The 25186-nt window shown below is 65.8% G+C and carries 17 protein-coding genes; 1 reads left to right on the forward strand and 16 read right to left on the reverse strand.

Annotated elements, in window-relative coordinates:
- The first annotated feature begins 242 nt into the window (after positions 1 to 242).
- Positions 243 to 11141, forward strand: a complete 10899-nt coding sequence (locus ACT6SE_RS03595; RefSeq protein ID WP_444811096.1) for an autotransporter-associated beta strand repeat-containing protein — start codon at positions 243 to 245, stop codon at positions 11139 to 11141.
- A 100-nt stretch (positions 11142 to 11241) separates the two neighbouring features.
- Here ACT6SE_RS03595 and ACT6SE_RS03600 read toward each other — a convergent pair whose 3' ends face one another.
- From ACT6SE_RS03600 to ACT6SE_RS03675, 16 genes are all read right to left on the reverse strand, one after another.
- The gene (locus tag ACT6SE_RS03600; RefSeq protein WP_014646165.1) at positions 11242 to 11868 is read right to left on the reverse strand and encodes a hypothetical protein; all 627 of its coding nucleotides are present in this window, start codon (positions 11866 to 11868) and stop codon (positions 11242 to 11244) included.
- Between the two features lies 1 nt (position 11869).
- Positions 11870 to 12556 carry a TadE/TadG family type IV pilus assembly protein gene (locus ACT6SE_RS03605; RefSeq protein ID WP_032958205.1) on the reverse strand — a complete coding sequence of 229 codons (687 nt, stop codon included), beginning with the start codon at positions 12554 to 12556 and terminating at the stop codon, positions 11870 to 11872.
- A complete protein-coding gene (locus tag ACT6SE_RS03610) occupies positions 12553 to 12936 on the reverse strand; it encodes a DUF192 domain-containing protein (RefSeq protein ID WP_041863110.1) in 384 nt (127 codons plus the stop codon). The genes ACT6SE_RS03605 and ACT6SE_RS03610 overlap by 4 nt, the downstream gene beginning before the upstream one ends.
- A 10-nt stretch (positions 12937 to 12946) precedes the next feature.
- A complete protein-coding gene (locus ACT6SE_RS03615) occupies positions 12947 to 13837 on the reverse strand; it encodes a type II secretion system F family protein (RefSeq protein WP_014646167.1) in 891 nt (296 codons plus the stop codon).
- Positions 13834 to 14688 (reverse strand): type II secretion system F family protein, encoded by an 855-nt coding sequence (locus ACT6SE_RS03620; RefSeq protein ID WP_014646168.1) that lies wholly within the window; start codon positions 14686 to 14688, stop codon positions 13834 to 13836. The genes ACT6SE_RS03615 and ACT6SE_RS03620 overlap by 4 nt, the downstream gene beginning before the upstream one ends.
- Complete coding sequence (locus ACT6SE_RS03625) at positions 14681 to 16405, reverse strand: ATPase, T2SS/T4P/T4SS family (protein ID WP_080342718.1); 1725 nt, start codon at positions 16403 to 16405, stop codon at positions 14681 to 14683. The genes ACT6SE_RS03620 and ACT6SE_RS03625 overlap by 8 nt, the downstream gene beginning before the upstream one ends.
- Positions 16406 to 16418: 13 nt before the next feature.
- On the reverse strand, positions 16419 to 17915 hold the full coding sequence (locus ACT6SE_RS03630) for a type II and III secretion system protein family protein (protein WP_014646170.1): 1497 nt from the start codon (positions 17913 to 17915) through the stop codon (positions 16419 to 16421).
- Positions 17902 to 18696, reverse strand: coding sequence for a Flp pilus assembly protein CpaB (cpaB, locus tag ACT6SE_RS03635; RefSeq protein WP_014036170.1), 795 nt, complete (start codon positions 18694 to 18696; stop codon positions 17902 to 17904). Before cpaB ends, ACT6SE_RS03630 begins: the two co-directional genes overlap by 14 nt.
- A complete protein-coding gene (locus ACT6SE_RS03640; protein ID WP_014646171.1) occupies positions 18693 to 18878 on the reverse strand; it encodes a hypothetical protein in 186 nt (61 codons plus the stop codon). Before ACT6SE_RS03640 ends, cpaB begins: the two co-directional genes overlap by 4 nt.
- A 10-nt stretch (positions 18879 to 18888) precedes the next feature.
- Positions 18889 to 19557 (reverse strand): hypothetical protein, encoded by a 669-nt coding sequence (locus ACT6SE_RS03645; protein ID WP_046429142.1) that lies wholly within the window; start codon positions 19555 to 19557, stop codon positions 18889 to 18891.
- The gene (locus tag ACT6SE_RS03650) at positions 19541 to 20356 is read right to left on the reverse strand and encodes a TadE/TadG family type IV pilus assembly protein (RefSeq protein ID WP_444811097.1); all 816 of its coding nucleotides are present in this window, start codon (positions 20354 to 20356) and stop codon (positions 19541 to 19543) included. The genes ACT6SE_RS03645 and ACT6SE_RS03650 overlap by 17 nt, the downstream gene beginning before the upstream one ends.
- Before the next feature lie 15 nt (positions 20357 to 20371).
- On the reverse strand, positions 20372 to 21157 hold the full coding sequence (locus ACT6SE_RS03655; protein ID WP_014646173.1) for a hypothetical protein: 786 nt from the start codon (positions 21155 to 21157) through the stop codon (positions 20372 to 20374).
- Positions 21154 to 22683: a pilus assembly protein TadG-related protein gene (locus ACT6SE_RS03660; protein ID WP_343200248.1), complete on the reverse strand. Its 1530-nt coding sequence runs from the start codon at positions 22681 to 22683 to the stop codon at positions 21154 to 21156. Before ACT6SE_RS03660 ends, ACT6SE_RS03655 begins: the two co-directional genes overlap by 4 nt.
- A gap of 112 nt (positions 22684 to 22795) precedes the next feature.
- Positions 22796 to 23068, reverse strand: coding sequence for a hypothetical protein (locus ACT6SE_RS03665; RefSeq protein WP_014036176.1), 273 nt, complete (start codon positions 23066 to 23068; stop codon positions 22796 to 22798).
- Positions 23069 to 23607: 539 nt separating this feature from the next.
- Complete coding sequence (locus tag ACT6SE_RS03670; RefSeq protein ID WP_032958215.1) at positions 23608 to 24639, reverse strand: OmpA family protein; 1032 nt, start codon at positions 24637 to 24639, stop codon at positions 23608 to 23610.
- A gap of 20 nt (positions 24640 to 24659) precedes the next feature.
- Complete coding sequence (locus ACT6SE_RS03675; RefSeq protein WP_126411778.1) at positions 24660 to 24989, reverse strand: hypothetical protein; 330 nt, start codon at positions 24987 to 24989, stop codon at positions 24660 to 24662.
- Positions 24990 to 25186: the final 197 nt, after the last annotated feature.

A 25186-nucleotide genomic window follows, 5' to 3' on the forward strand; every position in this document is an offset into this window, starting at 1 on the left:
ATTCACATGCCGCTGGCACCGTCGGTCGCACAGTGCCGCCATTCGTCGGGCGAAATCGGGGAGTTTTCGCCTTGACGGACGCGCTGGCGCACCTGTCCCCGGGTGCGATCGCGTGAAGATGTGAAGATTTTCAGGAGTTAATGCCTTCAGGCCTTGTTCCCGTTCGGGGAGCCGGGGTGGGCCGCATTGTCTCCAAAAAACCTGCCAGCTGTGCCGTCCGGTCTTTTCATGGAGATTTACCGATGAACCGCATTTACCGTCTGGTTTTCAATCGTGCCCTTGGGGTAATGCAGGTTGCTTCGGAGGTCGCCCAGAACCCCGGCGGAAGCGCGGTCAGCGCAGGGCGGGTGCCGCGATTGCGGGCGCACCAGCTGGCGGCGGCTTTGGCCGCCACACTGGCCAGCGGATCGGCATTCGCAGCGTGCACGGGCACCACAACCGTAAACTGCGACAGCACCACCAGCATCAACAACTACTCCAACGCGACCAACGGCCTCACGCTGAACATCGACGCGGGTGCATTGCTGCGTACGCCGCCGATCGTAGGTGGCGGCAACGCAGCCACGCTGACCGGCGACAACGTGACGGTCAACAACAATGGCACGATCGATCCGAGCTCGATCATCCTCGCCTCGCCCGGCCTGGTCATCGGCAATGGTTCTGCCAACAACAGCGCGATCGTCGTCAACAACAACGCCAGCGGACAGATCAAGGGTGTCGTCAACATCGCAACGCTGCTGGGCTTCGGTGGACAGGCGCTGGTGGCACAGAATGTCAACGGCACCACCACCATCAACAACGCCGGCCTGATCAGCACGTCGCTGATCGGTGCAGGCAGCGTTTCCGACGCGACCACGGTGGTGACTTATGGTGGTGCAGCCGCCAATGTGGCCAACACAGGCACCATCGACGGACGCGTCGGCCTGGGTGCTTCTGGCGGTAACACGTTCCTCAATGCGGGGGCGGTCAGTGGCAGCGTTCACCTGGGTGATTCAACCGGCGGCAACACCTTCACCGCAGTGTCGGGTTCCAGCGTTGTGAGCGGCGGCGGCAGCGCTCTTGCCGGCGTGATTACCGGTGTCACCGGGGTAAAGGTTGCAGCTGCGGGATCGGTCGACGCCGGTACCGGCAGTGGTGCGGCCAACAACACGCTGGTGTTGCAGAACGTCGTCAGCGGTCCGGGGTCCGGCACCGGCGGAGCGGTGACCACGCTGGGCTGGAACCAGTACCTCAACTTCCAGAAGCTCACCGTCAACAGCGGCACCTGGAACCTGCAGGGTGCGTGGGCGGGTGCGGGTACGACCACGCTCAATGATGGCCTGGTCAATTTCAACAATGCCGGTTCCTTCGGCACAGGGCTGTTCACCGCCAACGGCGGTGCCATCGCCTCTGCCACGGCCGGTCTGAACCTGGCCAACGCTTTCAGCCTTGGTGGCAATCTGTCCCTGGCAGGGACCAATGCGTTCAGCCTGGGGGGCTTGCTGTCCGGTACTGGCGGGCTGACGGTCAACAACACCGGCATCGTTACTCTCGGCGGCGCAAACCTGTTCTCCGGCGGCGTCAACCTCAATGCCGGCGGCCTGGTACTGGGCAATGCCGGTGCACTGGGCAGCGGCAACCTGACCGTGGGTGGCAGCGCTTCACTGGATACGACGGCGGGCTTCACCCTGGGCAACAATCTGGTGATCAATGGCGGGGGCTCGCTGAACCTGCTTGGCAGCAATGCGTTGTCATTGAACGGTTCGATCTCCGGTGCCGGCAACCTGACCAAGAGCGGCGCCGGCACCCTCACCTTGAACGGCGCCAATGCGCTGACCGGCAGTTTCAACCTGGCCGGAGGCGCGTTGGCGCTGGGCGCGGGCGGCAGCCTGTCACCCACCGGTGCGATCACGGTCGGCGTCGGTACCACCCTGGACCTGTCGGCGGCCGCCAACCAGACCATCGGTTCGCTGGCGGGCCTCGGCGGTTCGGTCAACCTGGGCAGCCACACGCTCACCCTCGCGGGGCTGGGCGATACCAGCTACAGCGGCACGTTCGCCGCAGGCACGGGTGGCCTGGTCAAGCTGGGCACCGGCGTGCAGACCTTGTCGGGCGTGAACAACCTCAGTGGCGGCGTGGCACTCAACGGCGGCGGCCTGCTGCTGGGCAATGCTGCTGCGCTGGGCAGCGGTGCGCTCAGTGTCGGCGGCAACGTAACGCTCGATGGAACCACGGGGGCGCTTGCACTGGCCAACGCGGTCAACCTCGGTTCGGGTGCCAGCCTCAATCTGCTCGGCAACCAGGCGTTGACGTTCAACGGCGTGATCGGTGGCGCCGGTGGCCTGGTCAAGAGCGGTGCGTCGTCGCTGACGCTCAATGGCGCCAACACCTTCGGCGGCGGCGTGGCGTTCAATGCCGGCAGCCTGGTGCTGGGCAACGCTGGAGCACTGGGAACCGGTGCGCTGAATGTTGGTGGCGTGGTGTCGCTCGACACCAGCGCGGCGCTTGCGGTCGGCAATGGCATCACGCTGGGCGCGGGTGGCTCGCTCAATGTGCTGGGCTCGAACGCATTGACGCTGGGCGGCGCCATCGGTGGCACCGGCAGCCTGGTCAAGAACGGTGCAGCCACGCTTACGCTGGGTGGCGCAAATACCTTCACCGGCGGCCTGGCGATCAATGCCGGCAAGGTTGCGGTGGGCAGCGGCGGAAGCTTGGCTGCCGGCGGTGCGGTCAGCCTGGCCGGCGTTGGCGCGGACCTGGACATCTCGCTCGGCGGCAACCAGACCATCGGCGCGCTGTCCGGTATTGCTGGCAGCACGGTGACGCTGGGCAGCAGCACGCTCACCTTCGGTGATGCCACCAACCAGACGTTCGCGGGCGTGATCGGTGGTACCGGCGGCCTGGTCAAGCAGGGCACGGGCATCCAGACGCTGAGCGGCGCCAACACCTTCAGTGGCGGCGTGAATCTGACGGCGGGCGGCCTGCTGCTGGGCGACAGCAGTGCGATCGGCAGCGGGGCGTTGACGGTCAGCGGCAACGGTTCGCTGGATACCACGGCAGCGTTGAACCTGGGCAATGCGATCAACCTCGGCGGGGCCCTGACCCTGCCGGGCAGCCAGAACCTGGCCCTGGCCGGCAACATCACGGGCACCGGCAGCCTGGTCAAGAACGGCGCGGCGACACTGACCTTGAACGGTACCAACACCTTCAGTGGTGGACTGAACGCAAACGCTGGCGCCCTGCTGCTGGGCAACAGCGGCGCACTCGGCACGGGGACGCTGGGCATCGGTGGCAACGTCTCGCTCGACGGCAGTGCGCCGCTGAACCTGGGCAACAACGTGGCACTGGGTGCAGGCGCCGCGTTGTCGCTGCCGGGTTCGCAGTCGATCACGCTGGGTGGGGTGGTGTCCGGTGCGGGCAGGCTGGTGAAGAACGGTGCCACCACCTTGACCCTCAATGGCGCCAACAGCTTCGGTGGCGGGCTGACCGCCAACGGCGGCGGCCTGCTGCTGGGCAATGCCGGCGCGCTGGGCACCGGTGCATTGTCGGTGGGGGCCAATACCACGCTGGACAGTTCGGTGGCGCTGGACCTGGCCAACAGCGTCAACCTCGGCGCCGGTGCGGTGCTGGATCTGCTGGGCAGCCAGAACGTGTCGCTGGGGGGCGTCATCAGCGGCACCGGCGGGCTGGTCAAGAACGGTGCGGCGACACTGGCGTTGAACGGCGCCAATACGTTCAGCGGGGGCGTCGGGCTCAACGCGGGCGTACTGCAGCTTGGCAACGCACAGGCGCTGGGTACCGGCCAGCTGGACGTGGGCGGCAACGCTTCGCTGGATGCCACTGCGGCGCTTTCGGTGGGCAACACCCTCGGCCTCGCCGCCGGCGCGAACCTCACCGTGCTGGGCAGCAATGACCTGACGCTGACCGGTCCGGTGTTCGGCGCCGGCGGGCTGATCAAGGATGGCGCGGCGCGCCTCACGCTGTCTGGCGCCAACACGTTCGGGGGGGGCACCACCGTCAACGCCGGCACGCTGGCGCTGGGGGCCGGTGGCAGCCTTGCCGCGGCCGGTGCGGTGGATCTTGCCGGCGCCGGTGCGACGCTGGACATCTCCGCAGCCGGTGCCGCGCAGACCATTGGCGCACTCAACGGCGTCGCAGGCAGCCAGCTGGCGCTGGGCGCGCAGTCGCTGACCTTTGGCGGCGCCGGCAACGGCAGCTTTGCCGGCGTGATCGGTGGCACTGGCGGCCTGGTCAAGACGGGTACCGGCGTGCAGACGCTGTCCGGTGCCAACACCTTCAGTGGCGGTGTTGCACTCAACGCGGGTGGCCTGATCCTCGGCAATGCCAGCGCGCTCGGCACCGGTGCGCTGGGCATCGGTGGCACCACCACGCTGGACAGCACGGTGGCGTTGAACCTGGCCAATGCAGTGAACTTCGGTGCGGGCACGCAGCTGACGCTGGGCGGCAGCAACGATGTCACGCTCGGTGGCGTGGTGGCCGGCAATGGCAGCCTGGTCAAGAACGGTACGGGCCTGCTGACCCTCAACAACACCAACACCTTCGGTGGCGGCCTGACCCTGAACGGTGGTGGCCTGGTCGTCGGTGCGGATGGTGCGCTTGGTACCGGCGCGCTGGCGGTGAATACCAGCACCACGCTGGATGCGGGCGCGGCAGTGACGCTCGGCAATGCGGTCACGCTGGGCTCGGGCGTTGCACTGACGGTGCCGGGCAGCAATGCGCTGACGCTGTCGGGCGTGGTCGGCGGCAATGGCAGCCTGATCAAGAACGGCGCTACCACGCTGACGCTGTCCGGTGCCAACACCTACACCGGCGGTACCACCATCAATGCCGGCACGCTGGCGCTGGGCACGGGCGGCAGCCTGGCCGCGGCGGGTGACGTCACGTTGGGCGCGGGCGCCGGCTTCGATATCTCCGGTGCCGGCAGCAGCCAGACCATCGGCGCACTCAATGGTCTGGGCGGCAGCACGCTGGCGCTGGGCGGAAACTCATTGACGTTCGGTACGGCCGGCAACGCAGCGTTCGACGGCGTGATCAGTGGCGGCGGGGGGCTGGTCAAGGTGGGCGCAGGCGTACAGACGCTGTCCGGTGCCAACACCTTTGGCGGCGGCGTGACCCTCAATGCAGGCGGGCTGGTACTCGGCAATGACGCGGCGCTGGGCACCGGTGCATTGACGGTCGGCGGTGCTGCCACGCTGGATACCACCGGCCTGGCAACGCTGGCCAACAACATCGCGCTCAACGCCGGGCTGACCGTGCTCGGGACCAACGCACTGACGCTCAACGGCGTCCTTTCCGGTGCCGGCAGCCTGACCAAGAACGGCAGCGCGACGCTGACCTTGAATGGCATCAACACCTATACCGGTGGCACCAACATCAACGCCGGCACGCTGGCGCTGGGGGCCGGTGCCAGCCTGGCGGCGAGCGGTACCGTGAACCTCGCCACAGGTGCCACGCTGGATCTGTCTGCCGGCAGCGGCACGCAGGTGTTCGGAACCCTGGTCGGCAACGGTACGGTGAACCTCGGCGCCAACTCGATCGAAGTCGGCGGCGCCACCAATGGCACCTTCAGTGGCTCGATCGCAGGCACGGGTGGCCTGACCAAGGTCGGTACGGGCATCGAGACGCTGACCGGTGCCAACACCTACACCGGCGGCACCTTCATCACTGCCGGTACGCTGGCGATTGGTCCGGGCGGCAGCCTTGCAGCCACCGGCGCGGTGACGCTGAGCGCTGCAGGCACCGGCTTCGATATCTCCACCGCAGGGGCCAACCAGACCATCGGCTCGTTGAACGGGGTGGCGGGCTCGACGGTGAGCCTGGGTGCACAGACGCTGACACTCGGTGGTGTGGGCAACAGCCTCTTCGATGGCGCGATTTCCGGCACCGGTGGCCTGGTCAAGAATGGCGCCGGCGTCCTCACACTGGGAGGCGCCAATCTGTTCAGTGGTGGCGTCGCACTCAACGGCGGTGGCCTGGTGGTCGGCAACAACGCTGCGCTCGGCAGCGGTGCGCTGGCAGTGGGCGGCAACGCGACGCTGGACGCATCGACAGGCGTCAACCTGGCCAACAACATCGGGCTCGCAGCGGGCGCGAACCTCGACCTGCTTGGCAGCCAGGCGCTGACACTGGGCGGTGTGATTTCCGGTACCGGCGGCCTGGTCAAGGACGGTGCGGCCACCGTGACCCTGAGCGGTGCCAACACCTACACCGGTGGTACCACCATCAACAACGGCACGCTGGCGATCGGCGCGGGTGGCAGCCTCGCCGCGACCGGCGCGGTGAACCTGGCCGGTGCCGGCACGTTCGACATTTCGGCGGGCAACCAGGCCATCGGCTCGCTGGCCGGCGTCGCCGGCAGCACGGTGGCGCTGGGTGGCAGCACGCTGACCCTGGGCGGCACCGTGGACAGCACCTTCAGCGGTGCGATCAGTGGCAACGGCGGCCTGGTCAAGAACGGTGCAGGCGTGCAGACGCTCAACGGCGGCAGCACCTTCAGCGGCGGCGTAACGCTCAACGCCGGCGGCCTGGTGGTCGGCAACAATGCTGCGCTGGGCACCGGTGCGGTGACGGTCGCGGGCGCTGCGACGCTCGATTCGAACACAGCGGTCACCCTCGCCAACAACTTCACCCTCAACAACGCGTTGACCGTCCTCGGCAGCAACAACCTCACCCTCAACGGCAACCTGAGCGGCACCGGCAGCCTGACCAAGGAGGGAGCCGCAACGCTGACCCTGAACGGCACCAACACCTACACCGGTGGCACCAACATCAACGCCGGTACATTGGCACTGGGCGCTGGCGCGAGCCTGCACGCCAGTGGCATCGTCAACCTGGCCTCGGGTGCGATCTTCGATCTGTCGGCGGGCAGCGGCACGCAGCAGTTCGGCACACTGGTCGGCAACGGTACGGTGAACCTGGGGGCCAACACGCTGACGATCGGTGATGCCAGCAATGGCACGTTCAGTGGTTCGTTGGCCGGCTCGGGTGGCCTGATCAAGGAAGGCTCGGGGACCCAGACGCTGACCGGCACCAACACCTTCACCGGGGGTACCACCATCAACGCCGGCACGCTGGCGATCGGCGCCGGTGGCAGCCTGGCGGCGACCGGTGCGGTGAACCTGGCCAATGCCGGTACCACCTTCGACATCAGCGCGGGTGGTGCGCAGGCGATCGGTTCGCTGGCAGGCGTGGCGGGTTCGACCGTTGCGCTGGGCGGCAGCACGCTGACCCTCAATGGCGTGGGCAATACCACGTTCGCCGGCACCATCGGAGGGGCCGGTGGCCTGGTAAAGAACGGCGCAGGCATCCAGGGCTTGACTGGCGTCAACGTCTTCACGGGCGGCGTGACCCTCAATGCCGGTGGCCTGCTGCTGGGCAACGACGGTTCGCTGGGCACCGGCGCGCTGACCGTGGGCGGCAACGCCAGCCTGGACGGCACCAGCGCGCTGACCCTGGCCAACACCGTGCAGCTGGCCAATGGCACGCTGACCCTGGCGGGCAGCAACGCGCTGACCTTGAATGGCCCGATCAGCGGCGCTGGCGGCCTGCTGAAAGATGGCGCGGCAACCGTCACCCTGGGCGGCGCCAGCACCTACACCGGTACCACCACCATCAACAGCGGCACGCTGGCGGTGGCGGCCGGTGGCAGCCTGTCCGGTGCCAGCACGGTGAACCTGTCCGGTGCCGGCACGTTGGACATCAGTGCCGGTGGCAGCCAGAGCATCGGTGGCCTGGCCGGCGTGACCGGATCCAGCGTGGTGCTGGGCGGTGCGACCCTGACCACCGGCGGCAACAACGGCAGCACCACCTTCGGCGGTGTGCTCAGCGGCACTGGTGGCCTGGTGCAGAGCGGCACCGGCACGCTGACCTTGAGCGGCGACAACGTCTATACCGGCGGCACCACCATCAATGGTGGCAGCACGCTGCAGATCGGCAATGGCGGCAGCACCGGCTCGGTGCTGGGCGACATCACCAACAATGGCAGCCTGGTCTACAACCTGGGCACGACGGCAACCGTGGGTGCGGTGGTCAGTGGCAGCGGCGGCCTGACCCAGGCCGGTAGTGGCACGCTGGTGCTGACCGGCAACAACACCTACACCGGCGGTACCACCATCAATGCCGGCGGCACGCTGCAGGTGGGCAATGGCGGTGCGACCGGCGCGATCGTCGGTGACATCACCAACAACGGTGCGCTGGTGTCCAACGTGGCCGGCAACACCTTGCTGGGCGGCACCATCAGCGGCACCGGTGGCCTGACCCAGGCCGGTGCCGGTACGCTGACCCTGACCGGCAACAACACCTATACCGGCGGTACCACCATCAATGCCGGTGGCACGCTGCAGGTGGGCAATGGCGGTGCCACCGGTGCGATCACCGGCAATGTCGCCAACAACGGCAGCCTGGTCTTCGACGTCGCGGGCAACACCACCGTCGGCGGCGCGATCAGTGGCAGTGGTGGCCTGACCCAGGCCGGCAGCGGGGTGCTGACCCTGGTCGGCAACAACACCTACAGCGGCGGTACCACCATCAATGCTGGCGGCACGCTGCAGGTGGGCAATGGCGGTACAACCGGCGCCATCGCCGGCGACATCACCAACAATGGTGCGTTGATTTCCAACGTGGCCGGCAACACCGCGCTGGGCGGCACCATCAGTGGCAGTGGCGGCCTGACCCAGGCCGGCAGCGGTACGCTGCTGCTGACCGGCACCAACACCTACACCGGCGGTACCACCATCAATGCCGGTGGCACGCTGCAGCTGGGCAATGGCGGTGCGACCGGTTCGATCGTCGGTGATGTCACCAACAATGGCACGCTGCTGTCCAACGTGGCCGGCAACACCACGCTGGGCGGCACCATCAGCGGCAGTGGCGGCCTGACCCAGGCCGGCAGCGGCACGCTGACCCTGACCGGCAACAACACCTATACCGGCCCGACCACCATCAACGCCGGTGGCACGCTGCAGGTTGGCAATGGCGGCGCGACCGGTGCGATCGGCGGCAGTGTCGTCAACAACGGCAGCCTGGTGTTCAACGTGGGTGGCAACAGCACCGTCGGCGGCGCCATCAGCGGCAGCGGCGGCCTGACCCAGGCCGGCACCGGCACCGTGGTCCTGGCCGGCAACAACACCTATACCGGCGGCACCACCATCAACACCGGCGGCACGCTGCAGGTCGGCAACGGTGGCGCGAGCGGTGCGATCACCGGCAACGTCAGCAACAACGGCAGCCTGGTGTTCAATGTGGGTGGCAACAGCACCGTCGGCGGCACCATCAGCGGCAGCGGCGGCCTGACCCAGGCCGGCACCGGCACCGTGATCCTGACCGGCAACAACACCTATACCGGTGGCACCACCATCAACGCCGGTGGCACGGTGCAGGTCGGCAACGGTGGGGCCAGCGGCGCGATCACCGGCAACATCACCAACAACGGTGGCCTGGTGATCAACACCGGTGGCACCACCACGCTGGGCGGCAGCATCAGCGGCGGCGGCAGCATCGTGCAGGCCGGCCCCGGTGGCCTGAACCTCGGCGGCAACAGTGGTGGCTTCAACGGTACCGGCCAGGTCACCGGCGGCGGCCTGAATGTCACCGGCACCATCGGCGGCCAGTGGACCATCGGCAGCGGTACCACGCTGTCCGGCACCGGCACCATTGGTGGCACCGGCGGTGGCGTGACGGTGTCCAGTGGTGGCGTGCTGTCGCCGGGTAATGGCCCGGGCAACGGCAGCGGCACAGGCAATGGCACCGGCACGATCACCGTGGGTGGCAACCTGACCCTGTCGCCGGGCAGCACGCTGGGCATCGATCTGGGTGCCAGCGGCAGCGATACGGTACAGGTGGGCGGCAGCGCCAACGTGGGTGGCAGCACCGTAAAGGTGAACACCATCTCGCCGAGCACCAGCTACCAGCAGGGCCAGCAGTACACGGTGATCAACGCGGGCGGTGGGGTGAGCGGGCAGTTCGCCTCGGCGAACTCGCCGTCGGCCTTCCTGACCATCACCCCGGTCTACACCGCCAACACCGCCAACCTGCAGATCGACGTGGCGCAGACGGCGGCGTTCACCACCGTGGCCAACACGCGCAACCAGTACAACACCGCTGCGGCGCTGGACAGCCTGCCGCAGAGTGGCGCGGCGCTGGGCCTGTACAACACGGTGCTGCTGTATGACGCCAGCACTGCGCGCAGCGCATTCGACCAGCTCTCCGGCGAAGTGCACGCGGCCAGCCGCGCGGTGCTGCTGTACGACAACTACCTGGAAGAGGGCATCCGCCAGCGCCTGGGCAGTGAGCTGCCGACCGTGCGTGGTGAGCGTGCCTCGGCCTGGCTGGCCGGTAGCGGCAAGGTGTTCAAGCAGGATGGCGATGGCGATGGCAATGGCGATGAGATCCGTTCCAACCGCAATGCGGTGATGGCGGGTGTGGACTGGCAGCTGGGTGAACACGTGGTGCTGGGTGCGGCGGCCGGCAACGAACGGCTGGATACGCGCCTGTACGATCGCAGTTCGCGCGCCCGCCTGCGCGGCAACACGTTCGGCCTGTATGCACAGGGACAGTGGAACAACGGCTTTGCGGTCGGTGGCAGCGTGTCGCGCGGTGACTACCGCACGCGCACCACGCGTGAAGTGCCTCTGCTGGGCCAGACCCTGTACAGCCGCCAGGATTCGGACGTGACCATCGCCCAGGTCGAAGGCAGCTGGACCTGGACCCATGGCAGGACCCAACTGCAGCCGTACGTGCAGTTCACCCGGCACTGGGTCGACAGTGATCGTGCGCTGGAGCAGGGTGGCAGTGCCGCACTGGTGCTGGAAGGCGGCAAGGACACGCTCAACGTCAGCACGGTGGGCGTGCGGGGCCGCTGGGACGTGGGTAGCGGCGCGCGCTTCCCGGCGCAGCTGACCGTCGGCCTGGGCTGGCAGCATGCATCGGGTGACACCGATGTGGCCAGCCGCAACCGCTTCGCGCTCGGTGGCGATGCCTTCGATGTCTACAGCGCGGTGATGGCACGCAATGCGCTGGTCAGCCAGCTCGGCGTGGCGGTCGGCCTGGGTCGCAACAGCCAGCTGTCGATGTTCGTGCAGGGCCAGCACGGTGATGGCCGCCGCGATGTCGGCGGGCAGATCAACCTGCGGGTAGGCTTCTAAGGGGGGCGGGCCAGCGGTAGATCCACGCGCTGCGTGGATCTACCGGCGCGGAGGGAGTGAGACCTCCCGCGCCACGGTGTCGGCACTGCAACCACCTCGCTCAGTTCGCCGCATCCTGCGTGCGTCGACGCAATCCGGCGGGCGGGTCGAACAGGCTCGACGGCACCTCATCGAAAGTGACCTCGGTAACCCGCAGGCCGCGTTCGGTACGCTGGTTGCCGGTGCGTCCGCGGTAACCCAGCAGCAGGCCCGTGCGGGTATCGATCCACAACGTGCCGGAGGTGGTGCCATCAGGGCCATGCGCATTGTCATAGCGCCAGCCAGCAGCGAGGCGCCCCAGGATGAACTCGCCGGGTGCGGGAGAGCAGCGCCCTCCGATCGTGTGGCATGGGGCGGCAGGATCGTACCAGTAGGGACCACTGGCGTCGGCGACCGGCAGCGTGTAGTTGCCGCGCTCGCTCACCAGCCATGCCCGGCCGCGCTGGCCCTGGGTGGTCAGCCATGCATCGGGCGCATTGTCGCCGCGGAAATCAATACGGATGGCAGGCCCGCGCAAACGGATCTCGACCTCGACCTCACCACCAGGCGAGCTTGGACCGAGTGGGCCCAGGCCATAAGCGCGTGCCAGCAATCGCGCCTGTGGAGGTTCGTTGTCAGCAGCGTCTGTGGATTGCGCGGCGGCGGCCCAGGTTGCTGCCATCAACAGGCTGGCCAGCAGCACCTGCATGTCAGCGCGCCAGGTTGTTGCTGTCATGCACGGGGCTCTGCATGCGGACGATCGCGTAGGACTCGATCGGCATGCGGCGATGGCCGGTGATCGGGTCCTCGATCAGCATCGAGGCCGGGCGGAAGCTGTCGCCTTCGCTGACCAGGTCTGAAAGACCGGCAATCACCCGGTCGGCAAAGGGAACGATCAGGGGCATCGGATAGGTGACCTTGATCTTGAGGATGTTGGCGTCCTGCACGCTGACGCGGCTGCTGCCGACACGTGCATCGCGGAAGGCAAGATTGTCGTTCGGCAGCGCATAGCGCCCATCGAACTGGCGCTCGCGGAACTCGTTGTACGCCGCGCGGCTGGGTGAAATGACCTCGATCTTCGGTGACAGCAACGGGTTCTTCCACAGCAGGGCGACCTTGGCGCGGGCGGCGACGGCACCGGCGGCATCCGGCGAGGTCGCGTACAGGGGAGCCATCGCCATTTCCAGTGCGCTGCGCATCTCGGAATGATTGACGCCACTGACCGCGCCGGCACGCGCGGCCTGCAGCGTGGCGAAATCCAGCAGCGACTTGGCGCGATAGATCAGGACGAACTGGAAGATGACCAGGATGAGGAAGACGAAGGCCGGAACCACGATGCAGAATTCAATCAGCGATTGGCCCCGCTGCTGGCGGATGGATGTGCGGATGTGCTTCATTGCAACGCCCTCGTGGATGGCGGTGCCGCAGGCGGAGAAGGGCACCATTGGAACGTCTCGCCCAGCACCGGGGCAATATGCCTGAGGCTGTCCACCGGCATTTCCAGCGTCGAGTAGGCGCCGCGGCACCAGGCGCCGCGCCATGGGCGCACGGCCTCGCGCCAGCCAACGGCGCGCTGATCGCGGTCCAGGAACAACAGGTCGAGTGGATACCCCATGGCCAGGGTGTGCACGCTCGAGCAGGGGGTTATCAGCAGGCCTTGCCCAGGCTGGAGTGGCGCGCGCAACAGCAGGCCGCGCAGCCGCTGGTGCCAGCGATCGGCATGCCAGACGCAGCTGAGCAACTGCTGGTGGTTGCGGATCAGGGCGCCGGTTCTCATGTGCGGGGACTCACAGGATGCCCTGCTGCTTCATCTGCAGGAAGATGAAGTAGGCCAGGACGACGAAGATCAGCGGGAAGAAGAACAGCACCAGCGGCAGCATCATCTTCACCGGCGCTTCCAGGGCCAGCTTCTCGGCGCGAAGGAAGCGCTCTTCGCGGCGCTGCATGGCCTGCGAGCGCAGTGTGTCACTCAGGCTGGCACCCACCCGGTCCGCCTGGATCAAAGCGCTGGTGAAGCTGGTCACCTGGGAAATGTCGGCGCGATCGGACATGCGCCGCAGCGCTTCGGCACGCGGAAGGCCGGCGCGCAGATCACGCAACATGCGCGAGAACTCCTGTGACAGCGGACCGGGTGGACCCTTGTCGACGGACTGTTCGATCGCACCGGTGATGTTCAGGCCCGCTTCGACGGCCATGGTGATGAAGTCGAGGAAGATAGGCAGGTCTCGGATCACATGCTTGGAGCGCGCTTTCCGCCGTTCGCCCAGCCACAGCGTGGGATACATCCACCCGAACGGTGCGCCGAATGCCAAGGCCATCAGCACGGAGCCGACTCCGAACCGGCCCAGCAGGATGATGGTGAGCAACAGGAAGGTACTGGCCACGGCGGCGGAGACGATGCGTGCGCCATACAGTTCTTCCGGTGACAGCACGAAGTCCTGGCCGGCCGACTGCAGGCTGCGATGCGCGCGCTCCAGCTGTGCCGAGGACAGGCGCGGCCCGGCCAGGCGCGTAGCGACCGTAATCAGCGGCCACAGGATGCGCAGCAGCAGCGGCAGCGGATCCTGGTAGTTGCGCTGGTCCACCTCGACCGACTGCACCAGTCCGCGCAGCGCGAATGCAAGCAGCCCAACAGCGGCAGCGGCAAGCAGTGCGACCAGGATGAGCAGGGCGTTCATATATCGATCGTCATGATTTTGCGGCACATGCGGTAGCCGAGGTATTCCAGTACCCCGATCAGGGCCATGACGCACCAGCCGATGAAGGTGTGGAACATGGGGTTCATCGTTTCTGGATAGAACAGCACGAGGAAGCCGACAAGGCCGGCTGGCAGCATCGCCATGACGATGCCCTGCAGGCGCCCCTGCGCGGTAAGTGCCTTGACCTTGCCTTCCATGATGAGCTTGCGCCGCAGCGTTTCGGCGAGCGTGGAGAGGCTCTCGGCGAGATTGCCACCAACCTCGCGCGAAATGCTGACGGCGGCCACGAACAGCTTCACGTCGGCAATGGGCACGCGGGCGGCGAAGTTGTCCAGCGCCTCCTCCGTGCGCACGCCCATGTGCTGCTCGCGCAGTACCAGTGCCAGCTCCTGGGCCAGTGGAGGCAGGCCGTCATGGGCCAGTGCTTCCAGCGCAGGATTGAAGCCGACGCCGGCCTTGAGGCTGCCGGCCAGCATCAGCAGCCCGTCGGGCAACTGCTGCTGGATCTGGTCGAGGCGGCGCTGCTTCAGCCACAGGTAGATCTTGCGTGGCGCTATGGCCAGCAGGATCAGGGCCAGGATCGGCAGCAGCAGGTTGCCGCCGGTGACGATCCACAGCAGCACGGGAATCGCCAGCAGCATCAGGACATTGGTCCTGAACAGCACGCGCGGGTCGACGAACAGGAACATGTCGGCCAGATTGACCCGCGCCTGGTCCATGAAGTTGGCGCGGTAACGGTCCATGAAGCCGGAGCTGGCACGCGCCAGCAACAGCACCGAGCCCGTCACGCAGGCAAAACACAGCAGGGCGATCAGCAGGATGTCACTCATTCCGCCGTCCCCCGGTACGGAAAATGTCCAGGTCAACGGCGACGCCGCGCTCGGCAAGCTCTTCATAGAACTCCGGCACTGCACCGGTCGCGACGAACTCGCCCACCACCTTGCCATCGCGTCCGGCAGTGGAGCGTGCCTTGAACAGGAACACATCCTGCAGCTGGATGGTTCCGCTTTCCATGCCCGTCAACTCAGTGATGTGGCTGACCTTGCGCGAACCGCAGGGGAAGCGCTTCTGGTGCACGATCAGGTCCACTGCCGACGAGATCTGTTCGCGCACCACCGTCATCGGCAGCTCCATGCCGGACATCATGACCATCACTTCCAGGCGCGACAGCGCCTCGCGCGGATTGTTGGCATGGGCGGTGGTCAGCGATCCTTCGTGGCCGGTGTTCATGGCCTGCAGCATGTCCAGTGCTTCGCCGCCGCGGCACTCGCCGACCACGATGCGGTCCGGGCGCATGCGCAGCGCGTTGCGCACCAGGTCGCGGATGGAAATATGGCCCTTGCCTTCCATGTTGGGAGGACGCGCTTCCAGGGCAACCAGGTTGGGCTGGACGAGCTTCAGTTCGGCCGCGTCCTCGATGGTGACGATGCGATCGGTATCGGGAATGAAGTTGGAAAGGATGTTGAGCAGGGTGGTCTTGCCGGAGCCGGTGCCGCCGGTGACGACGATGTTGCGCCGTTCGCGCACCGCAACGATCAGGAATTCCAGCATCGGCTGGCTGAGCGAACCGAAGGTGAGCAGGTCCTTTCCTTCCAGCTTGCGCTTGGCGAACTTTCGGATGCTGATGCTCGGGCCGCGCAGCGCCACCGGCGGAATGATGGCGTTGACGCGGGAGCCATCCTTCAGTCGCGCGTCGACCATCGGCGAGCTTTCGTCGATGCGGCGACCGAGGGGCGTCACGATGCGCTCGATGGCTGACAGCACCGCGCGGTCACTGGTGAAGACAATGGGGGACCGTTCGATCCGGCCCGCACGTTCAATGAAGATCTGGTCGTGCGCGTTGACCATGATTTCCGTCACCGTCGCATCGTCGATCAGGTCTTCCAGCGGGCCCAGGCCGATGGCCTCATCGAGCACCTCCTTGGCCAGCCTGCGTGGGTTGATCGTCTTGGGCAGCTCGGAGAACTCCCGTTGCATCACCTCATCGATCAGCTTGATCGTGGCGTTGCGCAGCGACTCATCGTCCATGCTGCGCACGTCAAGCCGGCGCAGGTCCATCTGCTTGACCAGCGAGGCATGCAGCTTTGCACGATAGACCGCCATGTCCGGCGGCAGCTGCTCCGGCCGCGCCAGCTGGCGTTCGCTGGATGGCTGCGCCGGTGCGGGTGCCGGTGCGGGCGTGGCGTCCACCGGTACATCGTTGGCCGCGCCCGCATTGAAACTTCCAGCATCGGCGGTGGGTTCGGCCGGCGGGTCGTCGTCCACCACCTGCAGCAGGTAGTCGCCGATCTGCACCCGGTCACGGCTGGTGAGCGGGCCACGGCTGCCTTTGACCTGTTCGCCATTCACCAGTACCGGCGAGCGGCCTCCCAGGCTCTCGATGAAGATGCCCTCGTCCTCGCGCTTCAGCGCCGCATGGCGTTGGGCGATGCTCCAGCCCTGCAGCACCACCAGGTTGCCGTCGCCACGGCCGATCCCGCATTCACGGTGCAGGCAGCGGACACGTCGCTGGTCGCGGTTGGGTGTGTCGATGAGGATGTTGAACATGCGACGGCTCCGGTCACTGCACGAAATCTTTGTTCCTGCGCGGCATGGCCTGCTGGCCGCGCTCCTGGATCTGTCGCGCACGCTCCAGGCCATCGAGGTTTTCCTGCGAGCCCGGCGTCACCACGCGCGGAGTAACGAACATCACCAGCTCGGTACGATTGCCACGGAAGCCATCGGAGCGGAACAGCTTTCCGAGGATCGGGATATCGCCCAGCAGCGGCAGGCGCTTGGCATCCTGCTGCGCGCTGGAGTCGATCAGCCCGGAGATGACGATGGTTTCCCCTGCGTGGACGTTGATTTCCGACTCGGTGCGGCGGGTGGTGAAGCCAGGCACGCCCTGCACGGTCACCGTCGGATCGACGCGGCTGACCTCAGCCAGGATGCGGGTGGAGATGTCCTGGTTGAAGTTGACCAGGGGCTCGATGTCGAGCTTGATGCCGTATTCCTTGTAGTCGACGGTGACCTGGCCGAAACCCTGCGGAACCGGGATCGGCACTTCGCCGCCGGCCAGGAACTTGGCCTGCCCGCCGCTGCGGGCGCTGAGTTGGGGCGAGGCCAGCAGGAACGCCTTGCCCTTGTTCATCATCAGGTTGATCGCCGAGCCGATCTGCGTGGCGATGCCAAAGAAGGCCTGGGTTCCCTGCAGCTTGTTCGGCAGCAGCACGCCGTTGGCCGGGCTCTGCTCGGGGTTGATGCGGTAGTAGTTGTTGTTGGTGAAATCCTTGACGATGCCCGCCACCGGGCCACGGATGACGTTGTCCCACTGGATGCCGAGTTCTTCCAGCGCATTGGTGTCGAATTCCATGATCTTCACGTCCATCTGCACCATCGGGCGCATGCCCACCGGGTCGGCAGTAGTGAAATTCAACACCGTCGGGTAGATCTTCTGGATCGCATCAATGCGGCTGCCGATGCCCGGGTTGATGTCCTGGCCGGTAATGACCACACGGTCGGCGACCGCATGCACATTGATCTTTTCCACGTCGGCCAGCAGGGTACGGATGGTCTCGGCCAGGCTGACGGCATCGTTCTCGGAGATGTCCACCTGCACCTGCAGCTGCTTGCCGTTCTGCAGCCACAGGTGAACCGTGGTGGAGCCGGGCTTCATGCCCATCATGATCAGGTCGCGCGGGCCGACGTTGGTGACCTCGAGCATCTCGCCACTACCGACGGCCACGCGCTTGAGCCCGCTGGGCAGCGTGTAGACGGCGGCCTGGCCGGCATAGATCCGGGCGCGGGTGGGCAGTGGCACCGCGGGCATGGCCGACGCGCTGGTGCGATAGGCGGGATCGGGAACCGGCGCCGGGAAGGCGCTCTGCCCACCGGGTACCGGTGCATGGTTGGTGTTGGGCTGCGGTTGCGCCTGGACAGCAGGGCGCGGTGCGGCCATGACCGGTACCGGGGTCAGCTGGGTGCCGGTGGTCTGTGCCACGGCCAGCAGTGGCGAGGTGACAACAGCGATGGCCGCAGTGGCGGCGATGAGGCTGCGGATTCCATTATTGCTGCGCATTCGTCGACCCTTTGCCCCCAATGATGAATTGCACGCCAGCACGACCCTGCGTGCCGTTGCCGAGCAGTTCCCTCTGCGTCATGCCACTGAGGCCGAACGCACCACGATCCTCCACCTGGCGAAGCATCACCCGCATCGAACCGGCCTTGGCGGCGACCGTGAGTCGCTGCGCCTGTGCCGGTGTCAGTTCCAGAGTGATGTTCGAATAGCCCTGCTGGTCTTCCGAGGCCGGCGTTTCGCCGACGCGGTTGCCGGTTGCCAGAACGTTGATGTCCTCAAGCAGCGGCAGCACCCGGGCACCGGTCTGTTCCTGCTCGACGGTGAGCAGGATGTCGACGTGATCCCCGGGAGCAATCATGCCGGAGATCGAGTTCGTCTCGTCCACCTGGAGGGTGTAGCCCACGTTGCCCTTGGCGATCACGCGCGAGAACTGGTCGTACAGCGGTACCAGTGCACTGGCACCCAGCGGTGCACCTTCGCGGATCGGCGCGCGCAGCATGCGGCCGCTGTACTCGGACACATTGTCCGGCGTGATCGCATCGGCAGGCGGCAGGTCGGCGGGGACTTCGCGCACTGCAAGGTCGGCAACGGTGACAATGCTGCCCGGCTCCATGTCGGTCTTGGGCACGGCTACCGGCACCATTTCCACCGGCGGAGCGGCACGCTCGTTCACTGCCTTCTGCACGTAGCGCACGGCGACCAGGGCCGCGAACAGGCCGAGCGCGAGGGCGATGATGATGAAGACGACGTTGCGGTTGGCTTTCAGCGGGAGCGCCTTCATACGACTCCCATCGACAGCATGTAGGTGAACCCCTGGTACGCCTTGCGCAGTGAATCGATCAGCTCGAGCACGATGTTCGGCTCGGCGACCAGGACCAGGACACCGACGGAAGCGACCACGGCGTACTCGATCAGTGCGGCCCCGCGCTGGCGGCGTAGGGACGGGGGAATGCGTTTTCTCATGGCGGTGGTCTCAGTGCTGCGACTGGTTGACGACAATCAAGGTTCCCTGCTCGTGCCGGTTGAAGGTCATGGTCATTTCCTGGCTGCCCTTGCTGTAGCGGACAACGCACTGCAGCGCGATCATCGAACAGCCCGCAGGGCCGGAACTTCGGCTCCAGCCGTCCGCAGGGAGGCGGCTGGCATAGAAGGCATCGGTCTGGAACGGAGACAGCGTGCTTTCCATGGACAGGCTGCGCCCGGGCGTGTCCAGGTAGGTGATGTCGTTGATCACCTGCGTCCCGGACGGTTTCGGGAAATCGGCGCCGGCCGCGGCATCGGGCTTGCGCTTGAGCAGGCGTGTAATGCCGATCTGTGACTGGCTGCCACTGCCCTTGGCCGATACCTCGATGGTCACGTAGTACTCGCCGTGTGCGTGGCCGATCACGGTCTTGCCGCCGACCTCGTTGATCACGGTCTGCCCGGGCCATTCGCGGTTGTAGTAGCTGACGATGGACGACACCGGCAATGCGGACGTGAAGCGCGAGATGCGCATGGGCAGGCCGTTGTAAAGCATGTCCTTGGCTACCCACTCGCTCTGCGCGCCCTCGGGCTCGGGAATGTCCGGCCAGGACGCGGCCAGCGCAGGCCAGGCGAACAGCAGCGCGGCCAGTGCCGCCAGCAGGTCAACGCGACGGCGCATAGGCAGGCAACTTGTCGACAGGCACCACGTCGGGCGCGATGTAACCGGGATCAAGCCTGCTCAGCGTCCCGATCATCGGGATGCCGGAGAGGCCGTCAAACGCCTTGGCGATGCCCGCCATGTGCTGGGATGGCACCAGTGGCTTGACCTGCGCGATCACCGAGCGTGACGAGTTGACCTTGAGCCCGGAACCGGCTGCATTCCAGGGGTCGGCCAGCACCACATGGGTGGCCTGCAGCTTCAGGCCCAGCGAATCGAAGGGTTCCAGATAGGCGGCAGCACTGCCGTTGGCACTTTTCAGATCCTGCACATCCAACCGCAGCTGGGCCTGGGTCAGGCCGTTGCGGTTGGGCGGGAACGAACCGAACATCGAGGTCACGTCGCCGATCTTCTTCATCATGCCGCCTGCCGACGTGCTGGTGTAGGAGACCAGGGCGAGGTCACCGCGCCGCACCAGCGGCTGGTTGGAGAAGGTATTCATCAGGACGTCGCCGACGGCGGCATCGCGTGCGCCGGTCTGCGCCTGGCTGACGATGGGATCGTTGGCACGCCCGAAATAGCGGTCGCCGGCAAGATCGCGCTGGCGGCCGCTGGCCGGCAGTTTGTAGTCCGGCGATACGGTGGCTTCCCAGGCGATCGCGCGCGCGGCCTGCTGGGTGGCCTGGCGGGCGTGGATGTACTTGGCCAGGATCGGGATCAGCAGGAAGATCGGCACCAGCACGGCGCAGAGCACGGCGACTTCGGTGAGACTCTGGCCGCGCTGGCGACGCGCGCCGCGGAATGGGCGTTCCCTGTCCATGGCTACCTCAGCAGGTCATCGTTGGGAGGACGGTTCGCGCGGTACCTCGAGGTCACCGCGTTCAAAGGGTTGGCCCACCGTCATGCGCTGCGTGGTCAGGCGGGTGCCATTGCCGTCGAGGGGTTCCTGCTCCAGGACAATGGCGTAGCGGCTCGGCCGGTAGTCGTTCAGCGCACCGGGGGTGAAGCCCCAGCTGGCACCAGCCGACCACACGCACTGGCTGAACCGTCCGTTCTCGTCCTTCCACACGTTGCACGGCTGGCCAGCGACCCTGCGGTTGCCCGCGCGCTGGAAGCCCGGCGAGGCGCTGCCTTCGTCGGCTTCGGCGGCAAAGCGGGTGAGCCCGTCGCTGTCGGCGGGGGACTGGCTACGCTCTCCCGTTGCCAGATCGACCTGCTCCACGCCGGAGGCGCTCTGGGTCTCCTGCAGGCCGGTGGCCTCCAGCCGGAACTGGCAGCTGGTCGCAGGGCCATCGTTGAGCAGGCGCCACTCGCGGGTACGGAACACTTCCTCTTTGCTGGAAAGCCAGGCTTCGTAACGGACGGTTCCCAGGCGGGCGACATCGGCGTCATCCAGTGCGCGGGTCGGCAATCCTGCCGCCTGGCAGTCGCTCAGTGCCTGCTGGTAGCTGGTGCGCGCCGCGTTGCGTCCATCCACCAGGGTTTCGGCAATCTGGTCAAGATGGATGCCCGGCATGTTCCTGGCAGCGGCGGGCTCGCCGTTGTCCGCCGCGCTGCCACAGCCGCTGATCAGCAGTGTGGCGATCGACAGGTGCAGGCGATTGAAAACAGCAAACGTCATGGCATCAAGGCTCCGGCTGCCGCCAGGGCAGCCTTGGTGGTGGCATCGGTCTTGACCAGTCGTGCCTGCCAGTAAGGGCTGAACAGGTTTCCGGTTTCACGCTTGCGGTCATCGCGGCTGAACATGCGCAGCTGCACCGGGCGGTCGAAGAACACCTGCGCGGAGGAAAGTGCGGCGATCTTGTTGTTGGCCATCCTGTCCGGCAGTTCCATCTGCGAGCCGGCCGGGGCGCCGATGCCGGCGCCGGACGTGGTGCGCGCGCTGGTGCCGGCGGTCTCGGCATAGATGGTGAAGACCGGGCCGACCTTGTCGCGATCACGATCATTCTCGGCGTAGGGCTGCAGTGCCTGCCCGGCCTTGACGTCGTGATAGTCGCGCAGGCCGTTGTAGCCGGTGAAGAAGGCCTTGCGATGCTGGCCATTGGCGAAGCGCACGTTGGCATCCTGGCTGCGGTCGACAATCCACGCCGCGCCACGATTGCGGCGCACCGCTTCGCCATACGGACGGTAGCGGCGGCGGTCCCAGTCCGAGTACCAGCCGTTGCCGTTGCCGAAGCCGTTGAGGAAGCGCTGGTTGCGATAGCTTTCCACGGCCTGCGCACCGCCCCAGCCGACTGGAATATCGATATCGGAAAGCGGCCATGGCAGCGGAAGCTCGACGGCCATGGTGTCCAGCGCTGCCCATCGGTTGTAGTCGACCATGTCGGTGCCGCCGGACTGCACCAGGAAGCCGAGGAAATCATCGCTGCGGCTCTTGCTGAAGCCATCACGCGACTGCATCACCACATTGCGGAAGCGGTCGGCGCCCTGGCGCTGCGTGGCCGAGCCACCGTTGGCGGTACGGGGAATGCTGTAGCGCTGCAGCAGCCGGTTCTCGGCCGTGGCCAGTTGCGTGCCGAGCACCGCGGTTCCGATGGTGCCCAGCTGTGCCTGCGGTGAGTTCCGCTGCAGCACATCCTTGGCGATGGTGTAGCTGTCCAGCCGCGATACGCCCTCGATGACGAGCTGCACCGAGGCGGCGAACATCATGTTGAGCTTGTCGATGGCGACGATGGCCGCCTGCGCGACAGGCTGGAACGCCTGGCGGGTGACCTTGAGAATGCGTTCGGCGACCTTGAAGGCGGTTGCCAATGCCTTGAACACCACGCCGATGTAGGGAATGGCGGAGAGCACATCCAGCGTGGTGCGGATGACGATGGAGGTGGTGTGCATCTGGTTCAGCCACGAATAGAGGCTGATCGTCTGTGCCACGGCCACTTCGTTGGCAACGCGGGCACGGTTCATGTAGGCCGCGTAGTTCAGTGCGCGTGCCTGCTGGATCGCAACGCTGTAGGCGGCGGCGTCAGCCGCATTGACCAGCTCCACCTTCTTGTTCACCACCTGCCCTGTGTTGAACAGCAGGACAATCCCGATGCATAGAACCAGAATCAGTGCCAGCCCGAGAACCATTGCTTGGCCGGCGACCGTTCGGTGGCTGGAAACGCCCCGGGCCGCACGGCTTCGTGCCAAAGCCAATGCGCTGCGCATAACGAATTCCTGGGCCGGAGGCCATGGCTGCCCGTCGCGCGCCGCGTGCGGTGCGCGCAGGGAGATTATGCTGGGAGGGCCCTGGCGGCTTCATGCCGCCAGGGCTGGGGTATTACTTGTTCTTGTACGCGTCCATGCCCTTGGTCTTGTCAGCTTCCTGCTGGGCGCTGTTGGCCTGGTTCTTGGCGCGGTTGATCGACTGCGTCGCGCTCTGGCCGGAAAGTTCTTTCGACATGCCTGCCACCTGGCTGCGAACCGTGCCTCCGAAGAAGGTGACGGCTCCGATCGCGGCGATGGCGATCAGCGCGGTGATGATGATGTACTCGGTCATGCCCTGACCGGCCTGCTTACGGGAAAAACGGATGTGACGACGGCTGCGTTCCATGTATTTCCTCCTTGATGGCAGGAATCCTCCCGGGTGTGCGGGATATTCGGCGTGTCCGCTGGGGGATCCTGATTAATGGCAGGGCGAGGTAAAGACAGGAAGCTCACACCCTGGTTCGTCGAAAATTTGTCGCTTGTTCGAGAACGGGGCCAAGCCTATCGACAGAAAATTGACGATACAAGTCAGGTTTTTCCGATATGCAATGAAATATTTGAAAATGTGATGCACATTGCAGATTAACAATTGTCTGCACATAATCACGTCAAATTTGAGCTAGATGCACCGCTTTTCGTTAAGGAAATTAACACTTAACTGACATATTTGTGTCACGCAGGCGGCTTGTGGTGCCGGAATATTGGCGCGCTACAGAGGGCGCGTGCACGGCCTGGTTCTTGTTCGAACGGGATGAGAGATCCGCGTGTTTTTATCTCGTTGCATCCGCGGCAAAACAAATGACCGTGCGGCGCGGAAAAGAAAAAAGCACATGCAGGGCATGTGCTTTTTCCGGAGTGCTTCAACGCAGTAACGTCGTGGTGATATCAGCGCTTGACCAGTTCCACGCGACGATTGGCGCGGCGCCCTTCTTCGGTTGCGTTGTCGGCGACCGGCTGGCTCTGCCCATAGCCTTTCGCGCTCAGGCGTTCGGCTGCGATTCCACCGCCGACAAGACGCGTGCGCACCGACTCCGCACGCGCCTGCGAGAGCGTCTGGTTGTGCGATTGGCTGCCGCTGTTGTCGGTGTGTCCTTCAACGGAAAGGCGAAGCTGTGGGTCGGCCTTCAACAGCTGGGTGACCTGTGCGATCTGCGGTTCCGAATCGGGCAGGATCTCGGCCGCGTCGGTTGCGAAGTTCACCTGGATGGATACCTTGCCACTGCTGTCCAGTGCCTGTTTCAGCGTGTCCGCTTCAATGACCTTGGCCGTGATCTGCACCGGTTTTGTCTCTGCGACGAGCAGGCCGCCGGAGTTTCCACCCGAGCCCAGGTGAATCCAGATATCGCGATCTTCGCGATGGATGACATAGGTTTCTGCGGGTTCGTTGTAGATGTCGCCGATGCCGCCGACATAGGTGGTCGCCGCCTTGCTGTTGCCGATGTCACGCGATGCATCGGCCGGTATGGTGCCGGAGAAAATGCGCTTGCCCCCCAGGGCCTCGACCAGGCTCTGTACATTGCGGCTGAGCTCCAGCTGCGAATAAGGGTGATCGCTGCTGCTCTGCAGGACCGAAGAATGAACCTTGCCTTCAATCCATTCCACGCGATCGCCGGTCCAGAACGGTACGCGATCGAATTCGCTGTCTACGACGTCCTGGCTGGTGTAGCCCTGCGGCAGTCCGAGATAAGGGAAGCTGCCGATCGTTGCCTGCGATACGGGCAGCTCGGCAACATTGAACGCTGCGGCCTTCTGGCTTCCATCCGTGGCCGCAGCCGCCTGCGGTGATGGTTCGGCTGCGGTGCTGGAAGGTGCGGCCGAGGAAGCGCCACCCTCTGCAGGCGCTTCGCCAGCGCGCTTGCAGGCACCCAGTGCCAGTACCAGGCTGGCGGCCAACAGGCTCGCGCGCACTGCGGACATCGTCGATCCGTGCTTCTGCGTCATGAACGCACCTGCTTCATCAGTTCGTTGCAGACTTCGCTGGTGGGCTTGTACTGGCCCTTCTTCCAGGCATCGGTGATCTTCTTCTGTGTCTGCGCTTCGGCCGTGTCATAGGCCTGGTCGAAGCCTGCTTCGGCGCCGAACACGGTTTTTGCCTGTGCCTTGTGGCTTGCGCGCAGCTTGGCGGCCTGTTCCGGGGTTGCGCCGCACGCCAGGGCATTGCCTGCATGCGTGCCTCCCAGTGCGCCGAACTGCGCCGCACCGCCGCCCTGTGCGACTGCGGTGCCGCTGCCGATCAGCAAGGCGGAGGTGATCACTAGCTTCGTCATGAAATACCGCATGTTGATGTTCCTCATCCGGCCCGATAGCGGGCATCAATCCCCTGTGGCCCGAGCATAGCAACAGGCAGTGAGTGCCAGCGTGTCGTTGCATCGCCACGGCACGGCCGGTGGTCAGGGCGTGGACAGGAAGCGCGGGGTGCCACGACGTGGGGCAGATCCTGTCGTTGGACGGCCATCGAACGTGG

The organism is Stenotrophomonas sp. LC732, from assembly GCF_052446685.1.
Lineage (GTDB): Bacteria > Pseudomonadota > Gammaproteobacteria > Xanthomonadales > Xanthomonadaceae > Stenotrophomonas > Stenotrophomonas muris.